Below are 19,053 nucleotides of genomic sequence, written 5' to 3' on the forward strand. Positions count from 1 at the left end.
CTGCGGCCCCGCCGTTGACGACGGGGCCGCAGCCAGGTCACTGCCGACGCCGGTCAGGCGTGCGCGGCGCGGACCGCGTCGGCGAGCGGCGTGGCCGGACGGCCCATCAGGCGGGTCAGGGCGTCGCTGTCGGTCTCCAGGTCGCCCGCGGCGATGGAGGCGTCGAGGCCCGCGACGAAGCCGGCCGTGCCGGCGTCGAGCCCGACCTGCTGCAGCTCGGCCTGGAACTCCTCGACCGACAGGTCGCGGTAGGCCACCTTGGTGCCGGTGACGTCGCTGATCGTCGCGGCGAGGTCGGCGAGGGTGAACGTCGGGCCGCCCAGCTCGTGGACGACCTCGGCGCCCTCGTCGCTCAGCAGCGCACCCGCGGCGGCGGCGGCGTAGTCGGCGCGTGCGGCACCCGAGATCTTGCCGTCCCCGGTGGCGCCGGCGATCTCGCCCCGCTCGAGGTACTGGCCCAGCTGCGACGTGTAGTTCTCGTAGTACCAGCCGTTGCGCAGGATGCTGATCGGGACGCCGGACGCGCGCAGCGCACCCTCGGTGCCCTCGTGCTCGCCCGCGAGCGGGTTGGAGGTGTTGCCCGCCTTGAGGATCCCCGTGTAGGCGATGCGCTCCACGCCGGCGGCCTTCGCGGCGTCGATCACCGCGCTGTGCAGCGCGACGCGCGTGCCCGGCTCGCTCGCGGAGACGAGCAGCAGGCGGTCCACCCCGGCCAGTGCGGCGGGAAGGGTCTCGGGCCGGGCGTAGTCGCCCTCGCGGACCTCGACGCCGAGCTCCGCGAGGTCCGCGGCCTTGCTGGGCGTGCGGACGATCGCGACGACGTCCGAGGCGGGAACACCGCGGGAGAGGAGCTCCTCGACGACGAGGTGGCCGAGGCCGCCGGTGGCTCCAGTGACGGCGTAGGTGGTCATAACGCTCTCCATTGCTCGGGTAGTTGCTAGCAGGTAGCACTAACGAATCGAAAGTACACCACATTCCCGCCGTGCGCGGTACCCTGGGTCCGTGAGCATCACCGACCTGGGATCCGACAGCCCCGCGCAGGAGCTGGTGGCTGACGTCTTCGCGCGCGACTGCGACTCGCGCGCCGCGTTCGAGGTCGTCACCTCCAAGTGGGCCTCACTCGCGCTGCTCGCGCTCGGCGAGGGGAGCTACCGTTTCAACGCACTGCGCCGACGGGTCCAGGGTGTCAGCGAGAAGATGCTGTCCCAGACGCTGCAGGCGCTCGAACGGGACGGCATGGTGACGCGTGACGTCGTCACGACCATCCCGCCGCGCGTCGAGTACGCGCTGACGCCGCTCGGCGAGGGTGTGGCGAAGAAGCTGCGAGCCCTCGCGGACCTCCTCGAGGGCGCGGCTGCCGAGGGCGCCCTCGGGCAGCCTGCTGCGGAGCCCGGCGAGGAGCGCGCGTAGCGGTTCGGCGTTCGGGCCGCTGCGCCGGGCGGTGGCGGCCCGCGGGACCGGTCCAGCCGCTACGATCGCGCGGGTGACGAACCAGGACATGATGGGCCCGGCGCAGGGCGGCCCGACGCCGGCCGCCGAACCGGTCTTCTCGCCGGACGCGCACCGGCTCGATCTCGGACGGCTCGGCGCGATCACCCTGGTCGTCGGCATCCTGCTGACCGGGCCGCTCGGGTGGGCCTGCGGCTACGCGGTGGTGACCGACCCTGACCCCGTCGCCAAGGCGATAGCCGGCTTCTTCGGGCTCCTGTTCGGCGGGCTGTGCGTCCTGTTCATCTTCATCGCGAACTTCTGGCGCGTCACCCGGCCCCGCGGCGTCGTCGTCGACGCGGCGGGGATCTGGTTCTGGCACGGCACCTCGTGGGACCTGGTCCGGTGGACGCAGGCAGCCCGGGTCGGCCTGGCGTACGAGATGCCGCCGGAGCTGCCGACCATCGGCGGACCCGCGGCCCACCTCAAGGCGAAGCTGAGCGGCTGGCTCAAGGACCGGCTCTACGGTGCGCTGCGCATCACCGACAAGCGGGGCATCGCGGTGGAGATCGTGCCGATGCGCGAGGAGACCCTGCTCGAGCTGCCCCGCCTCAAGCGGTACCGAGCCACGGACCCCGCACCGCTGCCCGGCCTGCCCCCGGTGCGGTTGCGCGTGGGCCTGCCCGGCGGCTACCACTCGTTCGCGGACCTCATCGCCGCGGGCGAGCGGTTCGGCGGCCTCACCTGGGAGGGCTGGTTCCGTCGCCGGTGGACCGGCGGCGCGGGCCGCGGCGCCCGCGAGACCGACTGACGTCTCAGCGTGCCTGGTGACCCGGATCGGCGTCGGCCAGGTCGATGCCCCATAGATCGCGGACCATGTCGCGGCCCGCTCCGGTGACGTCCAGGCCACGGCCCGAGCGGTGCCTGACGACCCAGCCGGCCTCCAGGAACCGCGTGCCGACCGCCGAGCCGAGCGCGCCCGCCAGGTGGGGACGCCGTTCGGTCCAGTCCAGGCACGCCCTCGTGGTGGGCCGGCGGGCGGCGACGGCTCCGTCGACGTCCACCCCGAGCTCGCGCAGGCCGACGGCGCCCGGGTCCGTCAGGGCGAGCTCGTCGCGGCCCGCGAGCCAGCCCGCCCGGATCCAGGCGTCGGTCAGGGCGGTGCCGAGCCGGCCCGCCAGGTGGTCGTAGCAGAACCGGGCCGCCGCCAGGTACTCCGCGCGCCGGCTGCGGCGGTACCCCGAGACGGGCGCGGCGTCGGCGACCATGCCGAGCGACTCCAGCGCGCCGGCCACCTCCGGGCCGGCGAGCGCGTAGTAGCGGTGCCGGCCGCGGCTCTCGCGAGTGACCAGACCGGCGTCGACCAGGACGCCCAGGTGCTCGGACGCGGTCGACGCGCTCACCCCGGCGGCCTGGGCGAGCTCGCCCGCCGGCCGCCTCGTGCCGTCCATGAGCAGGTTCAGGAACGTGGACCGGGCCGGGGTGGACAGTGCCCGGCCCAGGGCGGTGAAGTCGCGGTCCCTGGTCATGGGCCGACGGTACGGCCGGGACATTTCGGCGTCCACCGAAGCTTCGGGGACCTACGGTCCCGGCATGACCCGTCCGACTGCTGTCACGCATCCCTACCTCACCCGCCTGCGCTGGTCCGGCTCCACCGGCGACGGCGTCCGCTCCTACTCCCGCGACCACGTGGCGGTCGCGGCGCCGGCCACCGCCGTGGTCGCGCTGAGCGCCGACTCGGCCTTCCGCGGCGACCCCGACCGGCTCAACCCGGAGCAGCTCGTGGTGATGGCGGCGTCGTCTTGCCAGATGCTGTCCTTCCTCGGGGCGGCCGCGCGCTCCGGCGTCGACGTGCTCGCCTACGAGGACGAGGCGACCAGCCACCTCGACCTCACCGCCGCACCGGCCCGGCTCGGGCCGATCCACCTGGCGGTGACCGTCACGGTCGCGGCGGGGACGGACGAGGCCGCCGTGCACCGTCTGGCCGAGCAGGCCCACCACTCCTGCTACGTCGCCAGCTCGCTCGCGGTGCCCGTCGAGGTCGGCATGACGGTGGCCTTCCGGTGAGCGCCGCGACCCACGACCTCGAGGTCCACCTGCCCGACCGTCCGGGAGCCCTCGCCGACCTCGGCCAGGCGCTCGGCGAGGCGGGCGTGAGCCTGGAGGGTGGTGGCGTGTTCACCCACGACGGCCACGCGGTGGCGCACTACCTCGTGCATGACGGCGCCCGCGCGCTCGCGGCGGTCCGCGCGGCCGGGCTGGGCCCGGCGGTGGTGCGCGACGTGGTACTCGCGCGGCTGGACCAGGAGGTGCCCGGCCAGCTCGGTACGCTCGCCCGCCGGCTGGGCGACGCGGGGGTCAACGTGCTGGTCCAGTACAGCGACCACGTCGGCAACCTGGTGCTCCTGGTCGCCGACGAGGACGCGCCCGCCTGCCGGGACGTCGTGGCACGGTGGGGGAGCGCCCGGCTCACCGCCCGCGGGCAGCGCGCAGGCGGCCGATGAGGGGCGCGGCCTGGGCTCAGCGGGCGTCGACCCCCACCAGCTCCGCCGAACGGTCCCACAGGCGGCGGGCCAGGTCGGCGTCGCGCGCCTGGGGGTTGACGCGGCGGGCGACCCGGCCGCCCTCGTAGTACGCGCCCGGCTGCCAGCCGGCACCGGGCTCCGTCTGCGCGAACCGGACCAGCTGCGATGCGCCCTTCTCCGGGGTGGCCAGGACCATCTTGCCGATCCGGCTCTGGTAGAGCGGCCGGAAGAAGCTGGTGCTCTCGGCGCCGAAGTTGGTCGCGACGCCGCCCGGGTGGAACGCCACCGACGACAGCCCCTGATCGTGGAACCGCCGGTGCAGCTCGGTGGTGAACAGGATGTTCTCGAGCTTCGCCGTGCCGTACGCGCGGTGCGGGGTGAAGTCCCGGTCGTGGCCCAGGTCGTCGAGGTCGAGGTGCCCGAAGAGCCGGGCGCCCACGCTCGACGTCTGGATCACGGTGGCGCGGCTCGCGAGGAGCCTGTCCAGGAGCAGGCTGGTCAGGAGGAACGGCGCGAGGTGGTTGACCTGGAGGGTCCGCTCGTGGCCGTCGAGGGTCTTGGAGCGGTCGCCCCCGAGGATGCCGCCGGCGTTGTTCGCGAGGACGTCGATGCGCGGGTAGGCGGCGTCGAGCTCGGCGGCCAGGCGACGCACGTCGGCGAGGTTCGTGAAGTCGGCGACGAAGTGCTCCCCGCCGACCTCACGGGCGACGTGGGCGGTCTTCTCCGGTGAACGCCCGACGACGGCGACGCGGTGGCCGGCGGCGCTGAGCAGCCGGGCCGCGGCGGCGCCGATCCCGTCGCTCGCGCCCGTGATGACGATGATCTTGGGGGAGGTGGTGTCCATATTGCACAGCATGTAGTCAGTGGCACAGTGTGTCAACAGCGACACATCGTGTAATCTCTCGCAGCATGGACCAGGCGCACACCGACCAGGCACGCACCGGCCTCCGGGAACGCACCCGCCGGGCGATCCAGAAGGAGATCACCGAGGCCGCGGAGCGGCTGTTCGTCGAGCGCGGCTACGAGGCGACGACGATCGGGCACATCGCCGAGGCCGTCGGGATGTCGCGCCGCACCCTCTACCGGTACTTCTCGACCCGCGAGGACGTGGTGCTCGGGAAGCTCGACGTGGTGGGGGACGAGGTGCTCGCGGCGCTGCGCGAACGGCCCGCGGACGAACCGGTCTGGACCGCCCTGCGGCACTCGTTCGACGGGATGATCGCGCACCTCGACCATGCGGGGAACGTCGGTCTCGCGGCGCCGATGCAGCGCATCATCCTCGAGACGCCGGGCCTGCGCGCGAAGTACCTGGAGAAGATCGAGCGGGTCGAGAGCGCGGCGGAGCTGGTCGTGCGGGAGCGCGCCGACGCCGCTGGCAAGCCGTGGGCCGCGGACGACCCGGCGCCGCGCGCCGTCGTCGCGGCCGCGCTGGGCTGCGTCCTGGCCGCGGAGCACGCCTGGCTTGCGGGCGGCGCGACGCAGACGATGGCGGTGCTCGTCGACCGGGCGATGGCCGCGGTGGGGCCGCGGGAACCTGCCTGACGCCGCCGCGCGTCCTACGCCACGTCGACGTGCTTGCGCGCCGCCTCGACGAAGTCGAAGATGTGCTGCCGGGACACGTCGCGGGCGTCCTTGAACTCCTCTGCCGGGGTACGCAGCTTCACCCGGTCGACGCTGTCGATCGCCTGCTGCGCGAGCCCGATCAGCTGCCGGGACTCCGTGACGAGCTGGACCCGGAACATCGCCTCGAGCGCAGCCGTGCGCAGCCGGTAGGTCTCGTAGCGGAACTCCTCGGGGTCGGCGTGCCGGCGCCCCTCGTGCTCCGCGTACCAGCGGTCGATCTGCGCCCGGCGCAGGCTGACGAGCGCGCCGCCGTACGTGGTGTACGCGCTGACCCGCTCCTGGCGCAGGCGCTCGCCCCGCGCAAAGCGCTCGGCGTCGGCCCGGTTCCGCCGCTGGAAGTAGTGCGTCGCGAGCGAGCCGAGCAGCGTTCCGAGGACGGCGACGACGCTGGTCACGATGATTTCCACGGCCGAAGCCAACCACGACGGGGCGTCGTTGAGAAGTCCGCTCGCCTCGCCGCGGCCGGGTGGGAAGCAGGGCGGGAATGCAGCCACCGCCGTGCCGGTCCGCCAGGGCATGGAGCTTCAGGTAGTGCTGCCCAACGAGTTTCCGACGATGCCGGCCCGCACGCTCGTCGACCTGGCCCGGACGGCCGAGGACCTCGGGTACACGACGGCGTGGCTACCCGACCACGTGCTGCCGCCCGGCGAGTACGGCGCCACCTTCGGCGGCGTCCACGAGCCGCTGGTGACCATCGGGCACCTCACGGCGGTCACCGAGCACCTGCGGTTCGGCACCTCGGTGCTGGTCGCGCCGTTGCGGGACCCGTTCGTGCTCGCCAAGCAGGTCGCCACCCTGCACCAGCTCTCCGGTGGCCGGGTGGTCCTCGGCGTCGGCGTCGGCTGGAACGTGCCCGAGTTCGACGCCGTCGGGGCGGACTACGCGCACCGCGGCGCCGTCACCGACGACATGCTCGCGCTGCTCCGGCACCTGTTCTCCGGTGGGGCGGCGCCGTACGAGGGCCGGCGGTTCTCCTACGAGGAAGGTGTGTTCGCGCCGATACTCGACGGCAACGTGCCGATCATGGTGGGCGGGAACAGCGACGCCGCGCTCCGCCGCGCCGCCCGCTACGGCGACGTCTGGCAGGGGATCCCCGCCGACCCGGCCGCGTTCGCCGAGCGTGCAGGTGTGCTCGCCGGGCTGGCCGGCGACCGCGCCGTCGTCCCCGCGCTCCGCATCGAATGGGACGGCAGCACGCCGGTGGAGCGGGTGGCGGACGCCGCCGTCGCCTACCGTGAGGCCGGGGCCGCCCAGCTCGCCGTGCACTTCGGGGAGCACGAGGGCACCGCGGCGCGGATGACGGCGCTCGCGAACGAGCTGGCCGCGCGCTGACGTCAGCCGGCCGCCGGCGTCGCCAGGCGGTCCAGGGCCGCGACCACGAGTGCCTCGACGCCCGTCTCCAGCGTCGGGTGGGGCACCGGCGCGAACCGCGGCGAGTGGTTGGAGGGGATGTCGCGGTCCGTCGTGCCCGCGGCGAACGCCGCCAGGTAGGCGGCCGGGTCCCAGCCGCCCAGCAGCCAGTACACGATCGGCACGCCGACGGCGGTGGCCAGCAGCCCGACGTCCTCGCTGCCCGCGACCGGGCCCGGGTCGATGACCCGCTCGGCGCCGAAGCGGGCGGCGAGGACGCCTCGCGTGCGTTCGGTCTCGACCGGGTCGTTGACGACCGGCGGGAACGAGTCGCCGGTGGTGATCGTCGGTGGCTCCGGCGCGCCCGCCGCGGCCGCCTCGCCCCGCACGATGCGCTCGATCGCGGTCAGGACCCGGGTCCGCACGGCCTCGTCGTAGGAGCGGATGTTCACGCCGAGGGACGCGTCGTCGGGGATGATGTTCTCCTTCGTCCCGGCGTGCAGCGTCCCCACGGTGACGACGGCGGCGTCGCCGGCTGCGACCTCGCGCGAGACGATGGTCTGCAGCCGCATCACCGTGGAGGCGGCCATGACCACCGGGTCGACGGTCGCCTCCGGCCGCGACCCGTGGCCGCCCCGGCCGACGAGCCGGATGTTCACGACGTCGGTGCCGGCGAACGCCGGGCCGGCATGGACCCCGAGCAGGCCCGCCGAGACGGGCGCCACGTGCTGCCCCAGCACGATGTCGGGGCGGGGCACCAGGTCGTACAGGCCGTCGTCGATCATGGCGCGGGCGCCGCGGCCCAGCTCCTCCGCGGGCTGGAACACGACCACCAGCGTGCCCGACCACGCGGACCGGCCCCGGGCCAGCAGGTCGGCGGCGCCGAGCAGGGCGGCGACGTGCACGTCGTGCCCGCACGCGTGCATGACGCCGGACTCGACCCCGTCGGCGGTGGTCGCCCGGACGGTGCTGGCGTACGGCAGGCCGGTCTCCTCGGTGACGGGGAGCGCGTCCATGTCGGCGCGGAGCAGCACGCACGGTCCGTCGCCGTTGCCGAGCACGCCCGCGACGCCGGTCCCGCCCAGGCCGGAGTGCACCACATACCCGAGGGCCGCGAGCCGCTCGGCGGCGACGGCCGCGGTCCGGTGCTCCTCGAAGGACAGCTCAGGATGCTGGTGCAGGTCGACATAGGTGTCGTACAGCTCCTGCCGCAGCCCGCCCAGCGGCGCAAGAACGGCGTCAACCCCTGCGGCCACCCCTGAATGTGTCATGCGCCCACCATGCCACCGGCGAGCGCGGGCTGCGCGGGGCCGGACCGGGTGATCGGTAGAACGTCAGGTGGTCGGCAGCCCGGGCTGCCGACCACCTGACGTTCTACCGACCACCCTGTCGGGCGTACCTCAGCGGCGGCGGGCCTCCAGGTCCGCGCTTGTCGCCGCGGGCAGCAGGTCGTCCGGCACGAGCGCGCCGACCGGCGTGCGGTGCACCCCGCCCTCGTCGGCGCCCGCGTAGACCCACGCGCCGTCCGGGCTCACGGCCAGGGAGCGCACGGACATCGCCGTCAGACCGCTCGACGCCGAGGTCCACGTTGCGCCGCCGTCGCCAGAGACGAGCACCCCGGCGCCGTTGGCCGCCAGCCCGTACGGCCGCCACCGCGCGGCACCCGCGACCAGGAGCTGGGTCCCGGCGGCCGGACCGTCCGGCACCTCGACGGCCACGAACGTGTCCACCGCGGCGGACGTGTTCGGCACCTCCGCGGCCCGGAACGACTCGCCGCCGTCCGTGCTCACCCGGATGCCCGGCAGCTCGCCGACCACCAGGTGGTCGGTGTCCTCGGGGTCGACCCAGACGGACCGGGCCTCGTCCTGCGTCAGCCGGGTGATCGTCCTGCCCAGGTCGTCCGAGCGGTACAGGCCGGCCGACGTCGCCAGCCACAGCCGTTCGTCGTCCACCGGGTCGGGCACCACCTGCTGGATCAGCAGGCCGTGGTCGTAGCTGGTCCACGTCTCGAAGCCGTCGCGCGACACCATGAGGCCCGAGTCGACGAGCGACGTGTAGCCCACCGCCACGGTTTCCTCGTCGTGCGGGGACACCGCCAGCGCCGTCGGGCTGAAGCCCCCGGTCGGGCCCACCTGCGCGAGGTCGGTGTCGGACTCGCCGGCGCCCGCCGTGAGGATGCGGCCGCCGCCGAACGCGTTGGTGCCGACCGCCCAGACGGTGCGGTCGCCGAGCGGGGACTGGGTCACGTGCGTGAGCTGACGCCCGACGATGCCCTCGGCGCCGATAGAGCCCCAGTCCTGCGCGCCCGGTTCCGTGTCGGCCAGCGGCTGCTGGTGCAGGCCCTCGTAGTCGACCGCCCGGACGACGGGCTCGCCGGCGTCGTCGAACCCGGCGTGCACGCCGGAGATGTCGCTGCCGGAGACCCCGGCCTTGGTCCACTCCTCGCCGTCGTCGGTCGTGTAGTACCCGGCACCCTCCATCGCCATGACGACCTGGCCTGCGGGAGCGCCCGGCCAGTGGTCGACGTCGGAGGCGAGCGGGCCGTGGACGGGCAGCGGGTGGGTCTGCCACGTCGCGCCCTTGTCGGAGCTCGTGCTGTAGGACGACAGGCCCGAGGCGTACACGGTGCCGTCGGTCAGCGTGGTCACGGTGACGTACGACTGGCCGGTGTCGGCGCCCTCCGTCCAGGTGGCCCCGGAGTCGGTGGAGGTCATCGAGACGCCGTCGCCGCGGACCAGCACCGCCGTGGAGCCCTCGGCCACGACCCCCTGGGGCCGGTCGATGTAGTCGGTCGTGACGTAGGGCTGCGTGACCTCGCTGCCGCCGCTCAGCACGTCGGCGATCCGGTAGATGCCCTCGTAGGTGGCGATCAGCAGATCGTCGCCCGCGAACGCCGCGTTGTAGACCAGGCTGCCCCACGTGGGGGCGACGCGGCGCCAGCGCTGCCCGCCGTCCTGGCTGAGGTAGAGGCCGTCGTCCGTGACCGCGGCGAGCGCGTCACCGTCCGCGACGAGCTCACGGATCGCGACGTCCGGGAACGGCAGGACCGTCCACGTGGCCCCGGCGTCCGGGGTGTGCACGATGCGGCCGGAATAGCTCGGGTCGAGGACGACCCGGCCGGACGCGCCGTTGAGCGCGACGTAGAACCCGCCGGGGGTCGCCGTGTCGGCCACGGGGATGCCCCAGCCGTCGGCGACAGGCATGCTGCGCACCCGCTGCCAGGTGGCGCCGTGGTCGGTGGTCACGAACGGGTGCACGCCGGTCGGCGTCATCGCCAGGCCCGTACCCGGCGAAGTCGGCGAGGTGGCCAGCTCGCGTGCCGTGCCCGAGAGGCCCACCTGCTCCCACCCGCCCGGCTGGTCGGCGCCCTCGGACTGCACGCCGCCCGAACCCGTGAGGGTGCGCCCGGCGACCGTCGCCCGCGCGTCGAGCCGGTACGTGCCCGGCTCGTCGAGCGGCACCGTGCCGCGGAACCAGCCGGGGCTCGTGCCGACGGCGGTCAGCGCCGCGGTGTACACGTCGCCCGAGGGCGCCGTGGCACGCACGGTCGGCGCCGCCTCGGGCGCCATCGGCGCGTGGACGAAGACCTCGGTGCTCCCGGTCGCCAGCGACGGCGAGGCCTGGACCTGCAGCGGGCGCACGTACGCCGCGTACGGCACCCGCACGGTGCTGCCGTCGGAGACCTTGCCGACGACGACGCCGGAGGTCTCGGTGCCGACCGACCCGGCCTCCGGGGACGCGGTGTCCGGCGTGACGGTGAGGTCGACCGAGGCGCTGCGACCGGCCGGGATCCTGACCTGCCGCGCCGAGAGCTGGGCCTTGCCGGTGCTGCCCTCGGCCGGCGCGGCCGCCAGCTTCACCGTCACCGACTTCTTCCCGGAGTTGCGCAGCACCACGGTGCTGGTGCGGACCGGCTTCGCTCCCATGTCCGCCAGCCCCAGCGAGACGGCGTCGGGCCACGCCGTGACCCGCTGGTCGACGGCGGCCGCCACGTCCAGCTTGCCGGCGCCCTGGGCCGACGGCGACGCGTCGCCGTCGTCGGACCGGAGCTCCTGCGCGCTGCCGATGAGGGTCGCGCGCAGCTGCTCCCCGGACTGCTCGGGGCGCGCCTGAGCCAGGAGCGCGGCGGCCCCCGCGACGTGCGGCGCGGCCATCGAGGTGCCGGACATCCGGTACTGGTCGCCGTCCACGCCGAACTCGGCGGGGATGTCGGACATGATCTCGAAGCCCGGCGCCACGATCTCCGGCTTGAGCGTCATGGCGTCGCTCGGTCCGCGCGAGCTGAAGCCGGTGACCGTGTCCGTCCGGTCGATCGAGCCGATGGTGCCGCGCGCCGTGCCGGCCAGCACCTCCTTCTTGAACGTCTGGTACTCGGCCGAGCTGATGTTCATCATGACCAGGCGCTCGCGGCGCAGGTCGAAGCCGCCGCCCGCCAGGATGCCGGCCGAGCCCTGCGGACCGGCGCCGTCGTCGCCCGCCGGGTCGGTCGGGCTCGGCGAGTACAGCAGCGCGCCGACGGCGCCGTGCTCCTCGGCGAGCTGCGCCTGGAGCAGGTGCGGTCCCTGGACCTGGCCCAGCGAGGTCGTGGTCATGCTCTGCATGACGACGACGGCGCCGCGCACGTCGCCCGCCTGCTCGTAGTCCTCCTCGTCGAACCCGTCGCCGACGTCGACCAGCCGGGCCTTGAGGCCACCAGCGGGCGGGTTCGCCGACAGCGGGAACCGGGTCACGTCCAGGGGCCGGCGCTCGCCGCCCTTCCGGGCCGGGGCGAGCCTGAGGGTCGGGTCGGCGACGCCGGTCATGCTCGCGCCGACGGCGATGACACCCTCGGCCGCTGCCGGCGAGCTGACGCTCTGGTCGTAGGGTCCGGAGTTGCCCGCCGCCGCGACGACCACGACGCCCTGCCGGACGGCGGCGGTGGACGCCCGACCCAGCGGGTCGGTGCCGTCGCCGGGCGTGCCGAGGCTCATGTTCACGACGTCGGCCGGGGCGTCGCCCAGCGGGTCGATCGCGGCGTCCAGCGCGAGCAGCAGGTCCTCGGTGGTGCCGCCGCCGTTCGCGTCCATGGCCTTCCACGCCGTGAGCGTGACCTCGGGCGCCATGCCGGTGAGGTTGTCCCCGCCCGCGCCGACGATGCCGGCCACGTGGGTGCCGTGCATGTGGTCGTCCATCGGGTCGGCGTCGTCGTTGACGAAGTCGTACCCGTCCACGACCCGATGGCCCGGGCCGAACCCAGCCCCGAGGTCGGGCAGCGTGTAGTCGATGCCCGTGTCGATGATCGCCACGGTGCGGCCCTCGCCCTTGACCGGGGTGCCGTCGGCGTCGGTGCGCTCCCAGACCTGCGGCGCGCCCGTGGCGGGGATGTTGGCCTCGCCGAGGAGGCGGACGGGCGCGTCCTCGGTGACGCGCGCGACGCCGGGGGCCGCCCGCAGCTCCGACAGGTCCGCGGGGTCGACGGTGGCGGTCAGCGCGTCGAGCACGCCGGTAACCGACTTCGGGTCGTCGAGCACGACGTCGTTGCGGGCGGCCCACGAGGTGACGCCGCCCTGGGCGTCCTCGACTTCCTCGACGGCGGCCCGGTACTCGGCGGCGAAGGCGCTGCGCGCCCTGGCGGTGCCCGTGCCGGACCGTGCGGCGGCGACCTTCCCGGCGCCGACCACCTCGGCGGCGCTCGGTGCGTCGAGCTCGATGATCACGCGGACCGGGTCGCTCGGGGAACTGGGCTTCGGGGCGGCGACGGCGGCGCCCGGCGACAGGATCACGGAGGCAGCGACGAGGGTACCCGTGACGAGAGCACCCCAGCGGCGGCCGGAGGAACGAGGTTGCATAAGGGCTGTCTAGCCGCCGCCGTACCGGATCGGCAATGGCGGTAATGGCCGGTTCCGGCCACTGGCCGGTACCGGCCGCAAGTATTTACACGGCTGTCACGCGGGGGTCATCCGTCAGATCCAGCCGCGGCGGACCGCCTGCGCCCCGGCCTGGAAGCGGTTGGCCGCGCCGAGTCGGCGCAGCAGGTCCGCGCTGCGCCGGCGGAGCGTCCGTTCGGACAGCCCGAGCTCGCGCGCGATCGTCTCGTCCTTCGCGCCCGAGCCGAGCAGGGCGAGCAGCGCCCGGTCGTCCTTGCCCGGACCGCGGTCCGGGGGAGCCGCGCCCTCCAGGCTGTCGCTCTCCGGGACCTCTATCGAGTCGGCCCACACGGCCTCGAAGGCGGCGCAGAGCAGGTCGACGAGGGGCCCGCCCTCGACGACGATCGCCGTCGGCCGGTGCGGGTCGAGCGTGGAGCTGACGAGCGCCGTCCGCCGGTCGGCGATAGCCAGCTTGGTCGGCAGGGTCCGTGCGATACGCGCCCGCTCGCCCTTGCTCGCGGCGTAGCGCATCTCGGCCCAGGCGCCCGGCCGGTCGAGCACCTCCGCCGCGTAGACCGCGCGCCACAGCACGCCGCGCTCCAGGACCAGCGGTTCGACGGGGTTCTCGCCCGCCAGCACGTAGGGCGGCCGGTCGAACGCCATGAACTCGGCCGTCACCTCGTGCTCCAGGCGGGTGTACCAGGCGCCGATCAGCGCCGGGTCGTCGATCACGTGCACTCCGGCAGCGGACTCGCCGGCGTCGGCGGTCTGCTCGAACAGGTCGGCCAGGTCGGGGATCGACGCCCGGATCCGGTCGAGATGGGTCTCCGTGCGCTCCGTCAGCGCGCGCAGCGCGATCCGCGGGTCGACGGCGGTGTACTCGCCCTCCCCACCGCTTGTGCGGTTGATCAGCCCGGCGGCCCGCAGCCGGGCCAGCATGCCGGAGGCGTCGGTCCCCTCCAGCGGGACGTCGCGGACGACGTCGTCCACCCGGACCGTGCCCTGGGCGAGCACGTAGCGGTAGACGAGCCGGGTGTCGTCGTCGATCCCGACGGCGCCGAACCCGCTGTCGGGATCGACGCCGCTGCCGGCTTCCGCTGTCATGGACCCAGCGTAGGACGCCGCGGCCGGGCCGGTCACAGCCGGATGCGCATGCCGAGGCTCGGGTCGGCGTCGACGAAGCCCAGGCTCTCGTAGAGCCGGCGCCCCGGGGGGTCCGCGAGGAGGGTCACGTACGGGTCGGCGGGGGCCTTGGCGCGGATCTCGTCGAGGAGGCGGTCCATCACCATCCGGCCGAGGCCCTGGCGCTGGAACTCCGGCAGCGTGGCGATGTCGGCGATGTGGAAGTACCAGCCGCCGTCGCCGATGATGCGGCCCATCGCGACGGCTCGGCCGGGGTCGGCGTGGTCGGCGCCGGTCCGTACGTGACAGAAGTACCAGTTGCCGGTCAGGGCCGGCGCGCCCTGCTCGGGCGTCTTGGGCGAGAGGCCGGAGGCCCGGCGCAGCTCGAGGTACTCGTCCAGGGTGGGCGGCTCGTCCACGAGGCGATACATGCGCCGATCATGACACGAGCCGCCCTGAGGCCCTGGGACTCAGCCCTTGACCGAGCCCGACATCAGGCCGCCCACGAAGTATTTGCCGAGCACTATGTAGACCAGCAGCGTGGGCAGCGACGCGAACAGCGCGCCCGCCATCGAGACGCCGTAGTTCTGCAGCAGCGCACCGTTGGCCAGGTTGTTCAGCGCGACCGTGACCGGGCCGTTCTGCGACGACGAGAAGAACACCGCGAACAGGAAGTCGTTCCATGCCGAGGTGAACTGCCAGATGAGCACCACGACGAAGCTCGGGATCGAGATCGGCAGGACGATCGACCAGTAGGTGCGGAGCATGCCCGCGCCGTCGACCCGTCCGGCCTCGATGAGCTCGTGCGGCACCGTCATGTAGTAGTTGCGGAAGATCAGCGTGGTGATCGGGATGCCGTAGACGACGTGCAGCATGATCAGCGTCGGCACGCCCGTGGGCACACCGAGGTCCAGGACCAGCTGGTTCAGCGGGATCATCACCGCCTGGTAGGGGATGAACATCCCGAACAGGATCAGCGTGAAGACGAGGTCCGCGCCCCGGAAGCTCCACCGGGCCAGCACGAACCCGTTCAGCGAGCCCAGGAACGCCGAGATGATCGAGCTCGGCACCACTATCGCGAGGCTGCGCAGGATCGCGGGGGACAGCGCGGTCCACGCGGTGGCCCAGTTGTCGAGCGTCCAGAGCTGGGGCAGCGCCCAGGCGCGGCTCGGGTCGGCGTCGCCGGTGCCCTTGAAGCTGGTCACCAGCAGCACGTACACCGGGATGAGGACGACTACCAGGAAGAAGATGAGCCCGGCGTACTTCAGGGTGCGGGCCAGGGAGTAGCGGCTCCGGCTGACGCGCGGCGGGGGCCCGCTGGGGGGCGTGCGCGGGCTGGCGAGCACGTTGGTCGCGGCGGTCATCGCTTCTCCTCGCGGTTCGTGCGGATCAGGTACGGCACGATGACGAGCGCGACGATGATCAGCAGGATCGAGCCGACGGCGGCGGCGTTCGCGTAGTCGAAGCTCGACTTGAACACGAACATGTCGACGGCGGGAACCTTGGTCTGGTAGTTGGCCGGCTTGGAGATCGACATGATGAGGTCGAACGCCTTGAGCGACATGTGGCCGATGATGATGAGCGCCGACAGCGCGACCGGGGACAGCTGCGGGAACAGGACGTACCGGTAGAGCTTCCACTCGCTCGCACCGTCGATCCGCGCGGCCTCGCGCAGCTCCTCGGGGATGCCGCGGAACCCGGCGAGGAACAGCGCCATCACGTAGCCGGACAGCTGCCAGATCGCGGGGATCGCGATCGCGACGATGCCGAACGTGACGTTGTTCCACCAGTTGTTCTGCAGCGCGTCGAGCCCGACCATCTGGAACAGGCGGTTCAGGCCGGAGGCCTTGTCGTCCTGGTTGGAGTTGAGCAGCCAGCGCCACACCACGCCCGAGGCGACGAACGACACCGCCATCGGGAAGAGGTACACCGAGCGGAACAGCCCCTCGCCCTTGACCGGCTTCTCGAGCATCCACGCCCACAGGAAGCCCATGACCATGGTCCCGGCCAGGAACACGACCGTGTACAGGACGAGGTTCATCAGCGAGTGCTGGAAGTCCTCGCTGGCCAGCAGGTCGAGGTAGTTCGTGAACCATACGAAGGCGGTGGGCTTCTGCCCGGTGGCCTGCGCCGCTGTGTGGTTGTCCGTCAGCGACGTCGTGAAGTTGGCCGCGATCAGCCCGTAGACGAAGACGCCGATGAGGATCAGGGACGGGGCGAGCAGGAGGAGCGGTGGCCCGAGTCGTCGCAGCTTGTTGATCATGTGGGTACCCCAGATTGATGGGCGAGATGGACGGGCGAGACGGGTGGGCGAGACGGTGGGCGCAGCCGCGCGCCGTCGGGATGTCCCGACGGCGCGCGACCTACGGCGGTGTCAGCCCTGTGCGGCGGCTGCCAGCTCGGACTGGAATCCGGCAAGGTCGGACGCGCCGGTGGTGAACTTGCTCGTCGCGTCGGAGATCGCGTTGAGCGTCGCGACCGGGGTGGCCGCGCCGTGCGCCAGCGAGGACACGATCGTGTCGTTCGCGAACGACTCGATGGCGGTCTGCTGGTACTCGGAGAAGTCCGCGGGGTCGGCGTCGGTGCGGGCGGGGATGGAGCCCTTCGCCTTGTTGAACGCGACCTGGCCCTCGAGCGAGCCGACGGTCTCCAGCCACGCCTTGGCGCCCTCGGCGTCGGGGGCGCCGACCGGCAGCGTGAAGGAGTCGGCGAGGAAGTCGAACGTCCCGTCGGTGCCCGGGACCGGGGCCGCCGTGAAGTCCGTGCCCAGGGCCTTGTCCTGCTCCTCGAAGGCCGCGACGGCCCAGTCGCCCATGACGTTGAACGCGGCGCCGCCGTCGATCACCATCTGGGTGGCCTCAGGCCAGTCGAGACCGTCACGGTCGTCGTTGGTGAAGCCCATGAGCGTCTCGAAGTTCTCGAGCGCGGCGGTGACCTCGGCGCCCTCCCAGTCGGTGCTGCCGTCCCACAGCCCGCTGTACGCGTCGGCGCCCAGGCTGGCGAGCAGCACCGTCTCGAGCAGGTGCACCTGGGTCCAGGTGGTGCCCACCGAGAGCGGCGTGACGCCCGCCGCGTCGAGGGTCTCGAGGTCGGTGATCCACGCGTCGAGGTCCTCGTACTGGGCTGAAGGGTCGATCCCGTTCTCCTCGAGCACCGTCGGGTTGGCCCAGACGACGTTCGCGCGGTGGATGTTGGACGGGATCGAGTAGATCGCGCCGTCGTCCGACGAGAGGCGGTCGACCAGGTCGGCCGGGAACGCGTCCGTCAGCCCGAACTCGTCGTAGAGGTCGGAGACGTCCTCGATCTGCGCGGCGTCGATGTAGTCCTGCAGCTCCGCGCCCGCGTGGGCCTGGAACGTGTCCGGCGGGTCCGCCGCCTGCAGACGGGTCTGGAGCAGGTCCTTCGCGGCCGAGCCCGCACCACCGGCGACGGCGCCGTTGACGAACTCGATGCCGGGGTGCTGCTTCTCGAACTCGCCGACCAGGGCGTCGAGTCCTGCCTTCTCGGAGCCGGCCGCCCACCAGGTGAACACCTCGACCTGGCTGCCGCCACCCTCGCCGCCGCCGCCGTCGCCACCCGTGTTGCCGCCGCCGCACGCGGCCAGCGTGAGACCGAGAACAGCGGCTGTCGCCACCGTCGCGGTGATCCTCCGGTTCGAACGCATCTGGGGTCCCTCAACCTTCCTCGGTCGCTGGAGCACCGACCCGGACGACGTCGTGGTGCGCGCCGAAGGTGAAGTCACTTCGCGCCCAGGACCACATCGTTACCGCGACCGGCCGGGCGCGCCTGTACGCCCGTGAACCCGGGTCCTATCGAACGACCGGGCCACGTTGGTGTCAAGAATTGAACGCAAGCGACGCCGGATCGTGACCTCAAGGTTCAGTTCGTGTATCCAAACCCGTCAAACCGCCTGGAAGGCGGTTACCCTGGGCGCTGTGCGCGCGGATCGGGTGACCCCGGGCTCGCAGACCTCACTGCGTGAGGCCAACCGAGCTCGTATCGTGAGCGCCGTCCAGCAGCGTGGCTCGCTCACGCAGATCGAGCTGGCCGGCGTCACAGGGCTGTCCCCAGCCACTATCTCCAACATCGTCAAGGAGCTCACCACCGCCGGCGTGCTCCACACCGCGCAGTCCACGCGCAACGGCCGGCGCGCGCTCCAGGTGACGCTCGCCCGCAACCTCGGTGTCGTCGCCGGCATCCGGTTCGGCATGCGCTCGCTCAGCGTCGCGCTCTCCGACGCGTCCATGCGGGTCCTGGCCGAGCAGCGCATGCCGCTCGCCCCCGACCACCGCGCCGACGCCGGCCTGCAGCGCGTCGCGATGCTGGTCAGGGAGATGATGGAGGCCGTGGACGCCGACCCGTCCGAGCTCCTCGCCGTCGGCGTCGGGGTGCCGGCGCCCGTCGACATCCGCACCGGCCAGGTGGTGACCGTCGGCATGATGCGCGGCTGGGACGGCGTGCACGTCGACGAGATCCTTGGCGCCGAGCTCGACGTCCCCGTGACCGCCGACAACGACTCGACGCTCGCCGCGATCGCGGAGGCCCGGTTCGGCGCCGGAGCGGGGTACGACTCGGTCGCCTACGTCCGGGTCTCGCACGGCGTGGGCGGCGGGCTCGTCCTCGGCGGCCGGGCCCTGCACGGCAGGTCCGGGGTGGCAGGCGAGATCGGGCACGTGTCCGTCGACGAGCACGGACCCGTCTGCCGCTGCGGCAACCGCGGCTGCCTCGAGATGCTGGTGGGCGCCACCAGCCTGCTGTCGATGCTCCCGCCCGAGGCGGGGCACCTCACCCTCGCGGACCTTGTCGCCCGCGCGCTCGACGGCGACGCCGGCTGCCGCCGCGTCGTGTTCGACGCGGGCCGGCACCTCGGCATCGCGCTGGCCAACCTGTGCAACCTCGTGGACCCCGACGTCGTGGTCATCGGCGGCACCCTCGCCGAGGCCGGGGACGTGCTGCTCGACCCGCTGCGCACCGCGCTCGGCCAGCGCATCGTGGCGACGTCCCGCGGCCCCGTCGAGGTGATCCCGTCAACCTTGGGCGCGGACGCGGGAGTCCGCGGCGCCCTGGCGGCCGCCCTGGACCAGGCCCGCATGTTCGGCTCCTTAGGAGTAGGCCAGTGACCGTCCCGACCCTTCGCCCGTTGAGTGCTGGGTATCTGC

Annotated in this window: 18 protein-coding genes; 7 read left to right on the plus strand and 11 right to left on the minus strand. The window is 73.1% G+C overall.

The genetic code is table 11. From position 1 onward, the window contains the following. Window positions 1-53: 53 nt before the first annotated feature. A complete protein-coding gene (locus tag ACNYC2_RS11445) occupies window positions 54-911 on the minus strand; it encodes an SDR family oxidoreductase (protein ID WP_419707135.1) in 858 nt (285 codons plus the stop codon). Between the two features lie 91 nt (window positions 912-1,002). Between ACNYC2_RS11445 and ACNYC2_RS11450 the strand changes: the two genes are divergently transcribed. Together ACNYC2_RS11450 and ACNYC2_RS11455 are read left to right on the plus strand one after the other, a co-directional pair. Then, complete coding sequence (locus tag ACNYC2_RS11450) at window positions 1,003-1,410, plus strand: winged helix-turn-helix transcriptional regulator (protein WP_419707136.1); 408 nt, start codon at window positions 1,003-1,005, stop codon at window positions 1,408-1,410. 73 nt (window positions 1,411-1,483) lie between these two features. Next, window positions 1,484-2,239, plus strand: a complete 756-nt coding sequence (locus ACNYC2_RS11455; RefSeq protein ID WP_419707137.1) for a hypothetical protein — start codon at window positions 1,484-1,486, stop codon at window positions 2,237-2,239. Between the two features lie 4 nt (window positions 2,240-2,243). On the opposite strand, the gene ACNYC2_RS11460 is transcribed toward ACNYC2_RS11455, so the two are convergent. After that, entirely contained in the window at window positions 2,244-2,957 is a 714-nt protein-coding gene (locus ACNYC2_RS11460) for an ArsR/SmtB family transcription factor (RefSeq protein ID WP_419707138.1), read from the minus strand. 64 nt (window positions 2,958-3,021) lie between these two features. Here ACNYC2_RS11460 and ACNYC2_RS11465 point away from each other — a divergent pair, with 64 nt between their 5' ends. Together ACNYC2_RS11465 and ACNYC2_RS11470 are read left to right on the plus strand one after the other, a co-directional pair. Continuing rightward, the gene (locus ACNYC2_RS11465) at window positions 3,022-3,495 is read left to right on the plus strand and encodes an OsmC family protein (protein WP_419707139.1); all 474 of its coding nucleotides are present in this window, start codon (window positions 3,022-3,024) and stop codon (window positions 3,493-3,495) included. Further along, window positions 3,492-3,932 carry an ACT domain-containing protein gene (locus ACNYC2_RS11470; protein WP_419707140.1) on the plus strand — a complete coding sequence of 147 codons (441 nt, stop codon included), beginning with the start codon at window positions 3,492-3,494 and terminating at the stop codon, window positions 3,930-3,932. Before ACNYC2_RS11465 ends, ACNYC2_RS11470 begins: the two co-directional genes overlap by 4 nt. Window positions 3,933-3,948: 16 nt before the next feature. Here ACNYC2_RS11470 and ACNYC2_RS11475 read toward each other — a convergent pair whose 3' ends face one another. Continuing rightward, window positions 3,949-4,797, minus strand: a complete 849-nt coding sequence (locus ACNYC2_RS11475; RefSeq protein ID WP_419707141.1) for an SDR family NAD(P)-dependent oxidoreductase — start codon at window positions 4,795-4,797, stop codon at window positions 3,949-3,951. 65 nt (window positions 4,798-4,862) lie between these two features. Between ACNYC2_RS11475 and ACNYC2_RS11480 the strand changes: the two genes are divergently transcribed. Continuing rightward, complete coding sequence (locus ACNYC2_RS11480) at window positions 4,863-5,495, plus strand: TetR family transcriptional regulator (RefSeq protein ID WP_419707142.1); 633 nt, start codon at window positions 4,863-4,865, stop codon at window positions 5,493-5,495. A gap of 14 nt (window positions 5,496-5,509) precedes the next feature. Here ACNYC2_RS11480 and ACNYC2_RS11485 read toward each other — a convergent pair whose 3' ends face one another. Beyond that, window positions 5,510-5,983: a hypothetical protein gene (locus tag ACNYC2_RS11485; protein ID WP_419707143.1), complete on the minus strand. Its 474-nt coding sequence runs from the start codon at window positions 5,981-5,983 to the stop codon at window positions 5,510-5,512. On the opposite strand from ACNYC2_RS11485, the gene ACNYC2_RS11490 reads away from it, so the two are divergent. Then, a complete protein-coding gene (locus tag ACNYC2_RS11490) occupies window positions 5,973-6,908 on the plus strand; it encodes a TIGR03619 family F420-dependent LLM class oxidoreductase (protein WP_419707144.1) in 936 nt (311 codons plus the stop codon). The two genes, ACNYC2_RS11485 and ACNYC2_RS11490, sit on opposite strands and share 11 nt — an antisense overlap. 2 nt (window positions 6,909-6,910) lie before the next feature. Here ACNYC2_RS11490 and ACNYC2_RS11495 read toward each other — a convergent pair whose 3' ends face one another. The 7 genes from ACNYC2_RS11495 to ACNYC2_RS11525 all read right to left on the minus strand — a co-directional run bounded on the left by ACNYC2_RS11495 (window position 6,911) and on the right by ACNYC2_RS11525 (window position 17,558). Continuing rightward, window positions 6,911-8,197, minus strand: coding sequence for an amidohydrolase (locus tag ACNYC2_RS11495; protein WP_419707145.1), 1,287 nt, complete (start codon window positions 8,195-8,197; stop codon window positions 6,911-6,913). A 129-nt stretch (window positions 8,198-8,326) separates the two neighbouring features. Further along, window positions 8,327-12,754 (minus strand): S8 family serine peptidase, encoded by a 4,428-nt coding sequence (locus ACNYC2_RS11500; protein ID WP_419707146.1) that lies wholly within the window; start codon window positions 12,752-12,754, stop codon window positions 8,327-8,329. 114 nt (window positions 12,755-12,868) lie between these two features. After that, a complete protein-coding gene (locus ACNYC2_RS11505) occupies window positions 12,869-13,876 on the minus strand; it encodes a helix-turn-helix transcriptional regulator (protein ID WP_419707147.1) in 1,008 nt (335 codons plus the stop codon). Between the two features lie 32 nt (window positions 13,877-13,908). Then, a complete protein-coding gene (locus tag ACNYC2_RS11510; RefSeq protein ID WP_419707148.1) occupies window positions 13,909-14,325 on the minus strand; it encodes a GNAT family N-acetyltransferase in 417 nt (138 codons plus the stop codon). Between the two features lie 39 nt (window positions 14,326-14,364). Continuing rightward, window positions 14,365-15,258 carry a carbohydrate ABC transporter permease gene (locus tag ACNYC2_RS11515; RefSeq protein WP_419707149.1) on the minus strand — a complete coding sequence of 298 codons (894 nt, stop codon included), beginning with the start codon at window positions 15,256-15,258 and terminating at the stop codon, window positions 14,365-14,367. Then, a complete protein-coding gene (locus ACNYC2_RS11520; protein WP_419707150.1) occupies window positions 15,255-16,157 on the minus strand; it encodes a carbohydrate ABC transporter permease in 903 nt (300 codons plus the stop codon). The genes ACNYC2_RS11515 and ACNYC2_RS11520 overlap by 4 nt, the downstream gene beginning before the upstream one ends. A gap of 111 nt (window positions 16,158-16,268) precedes the next feature. Continuing rightward, window positions 16,269-17,558, minus strand: coding sequence for an ABC transporter substrate-binding protein (locus tag ACNYC2_RS11525; RefSeq protein ID WP_419707151.1), 1,290 nt, complete (start codon window positions 17,556-17,558; stop codon window positions 16,269-16,271). Window positions 17,559-17,895: 337 nt separating this feature from the next. Between ACNYC2_RS11525 and ACNYC2_RS11530 the strand changes: the two genes are divergently transcribed. Next, on the plus strand, window positions 17,896-19,014 hold the full coding sequence (locus ACNYC2_RS11530) for an ROK family transcriptional regulator (RefSeq protein ID WP_419707152.1): 1,119 nt from the start codon (window positions 17,896-17,898) through the stop codon (window positions 19,012-19,014). Window positions 19,015-19,053: the final 39 nt, after the last annotated feature.

The sequence above is a fragment of the Promicromonospora sp. NFX87 genome, assembly GCF_048564965.1.
In the GTDB taxonomy this organism is placed as follows: Bacteria; Actinomycetota; Actinomycetes; order Actinomycetales; family Cellulomonadaceae; genus Promicromonospora.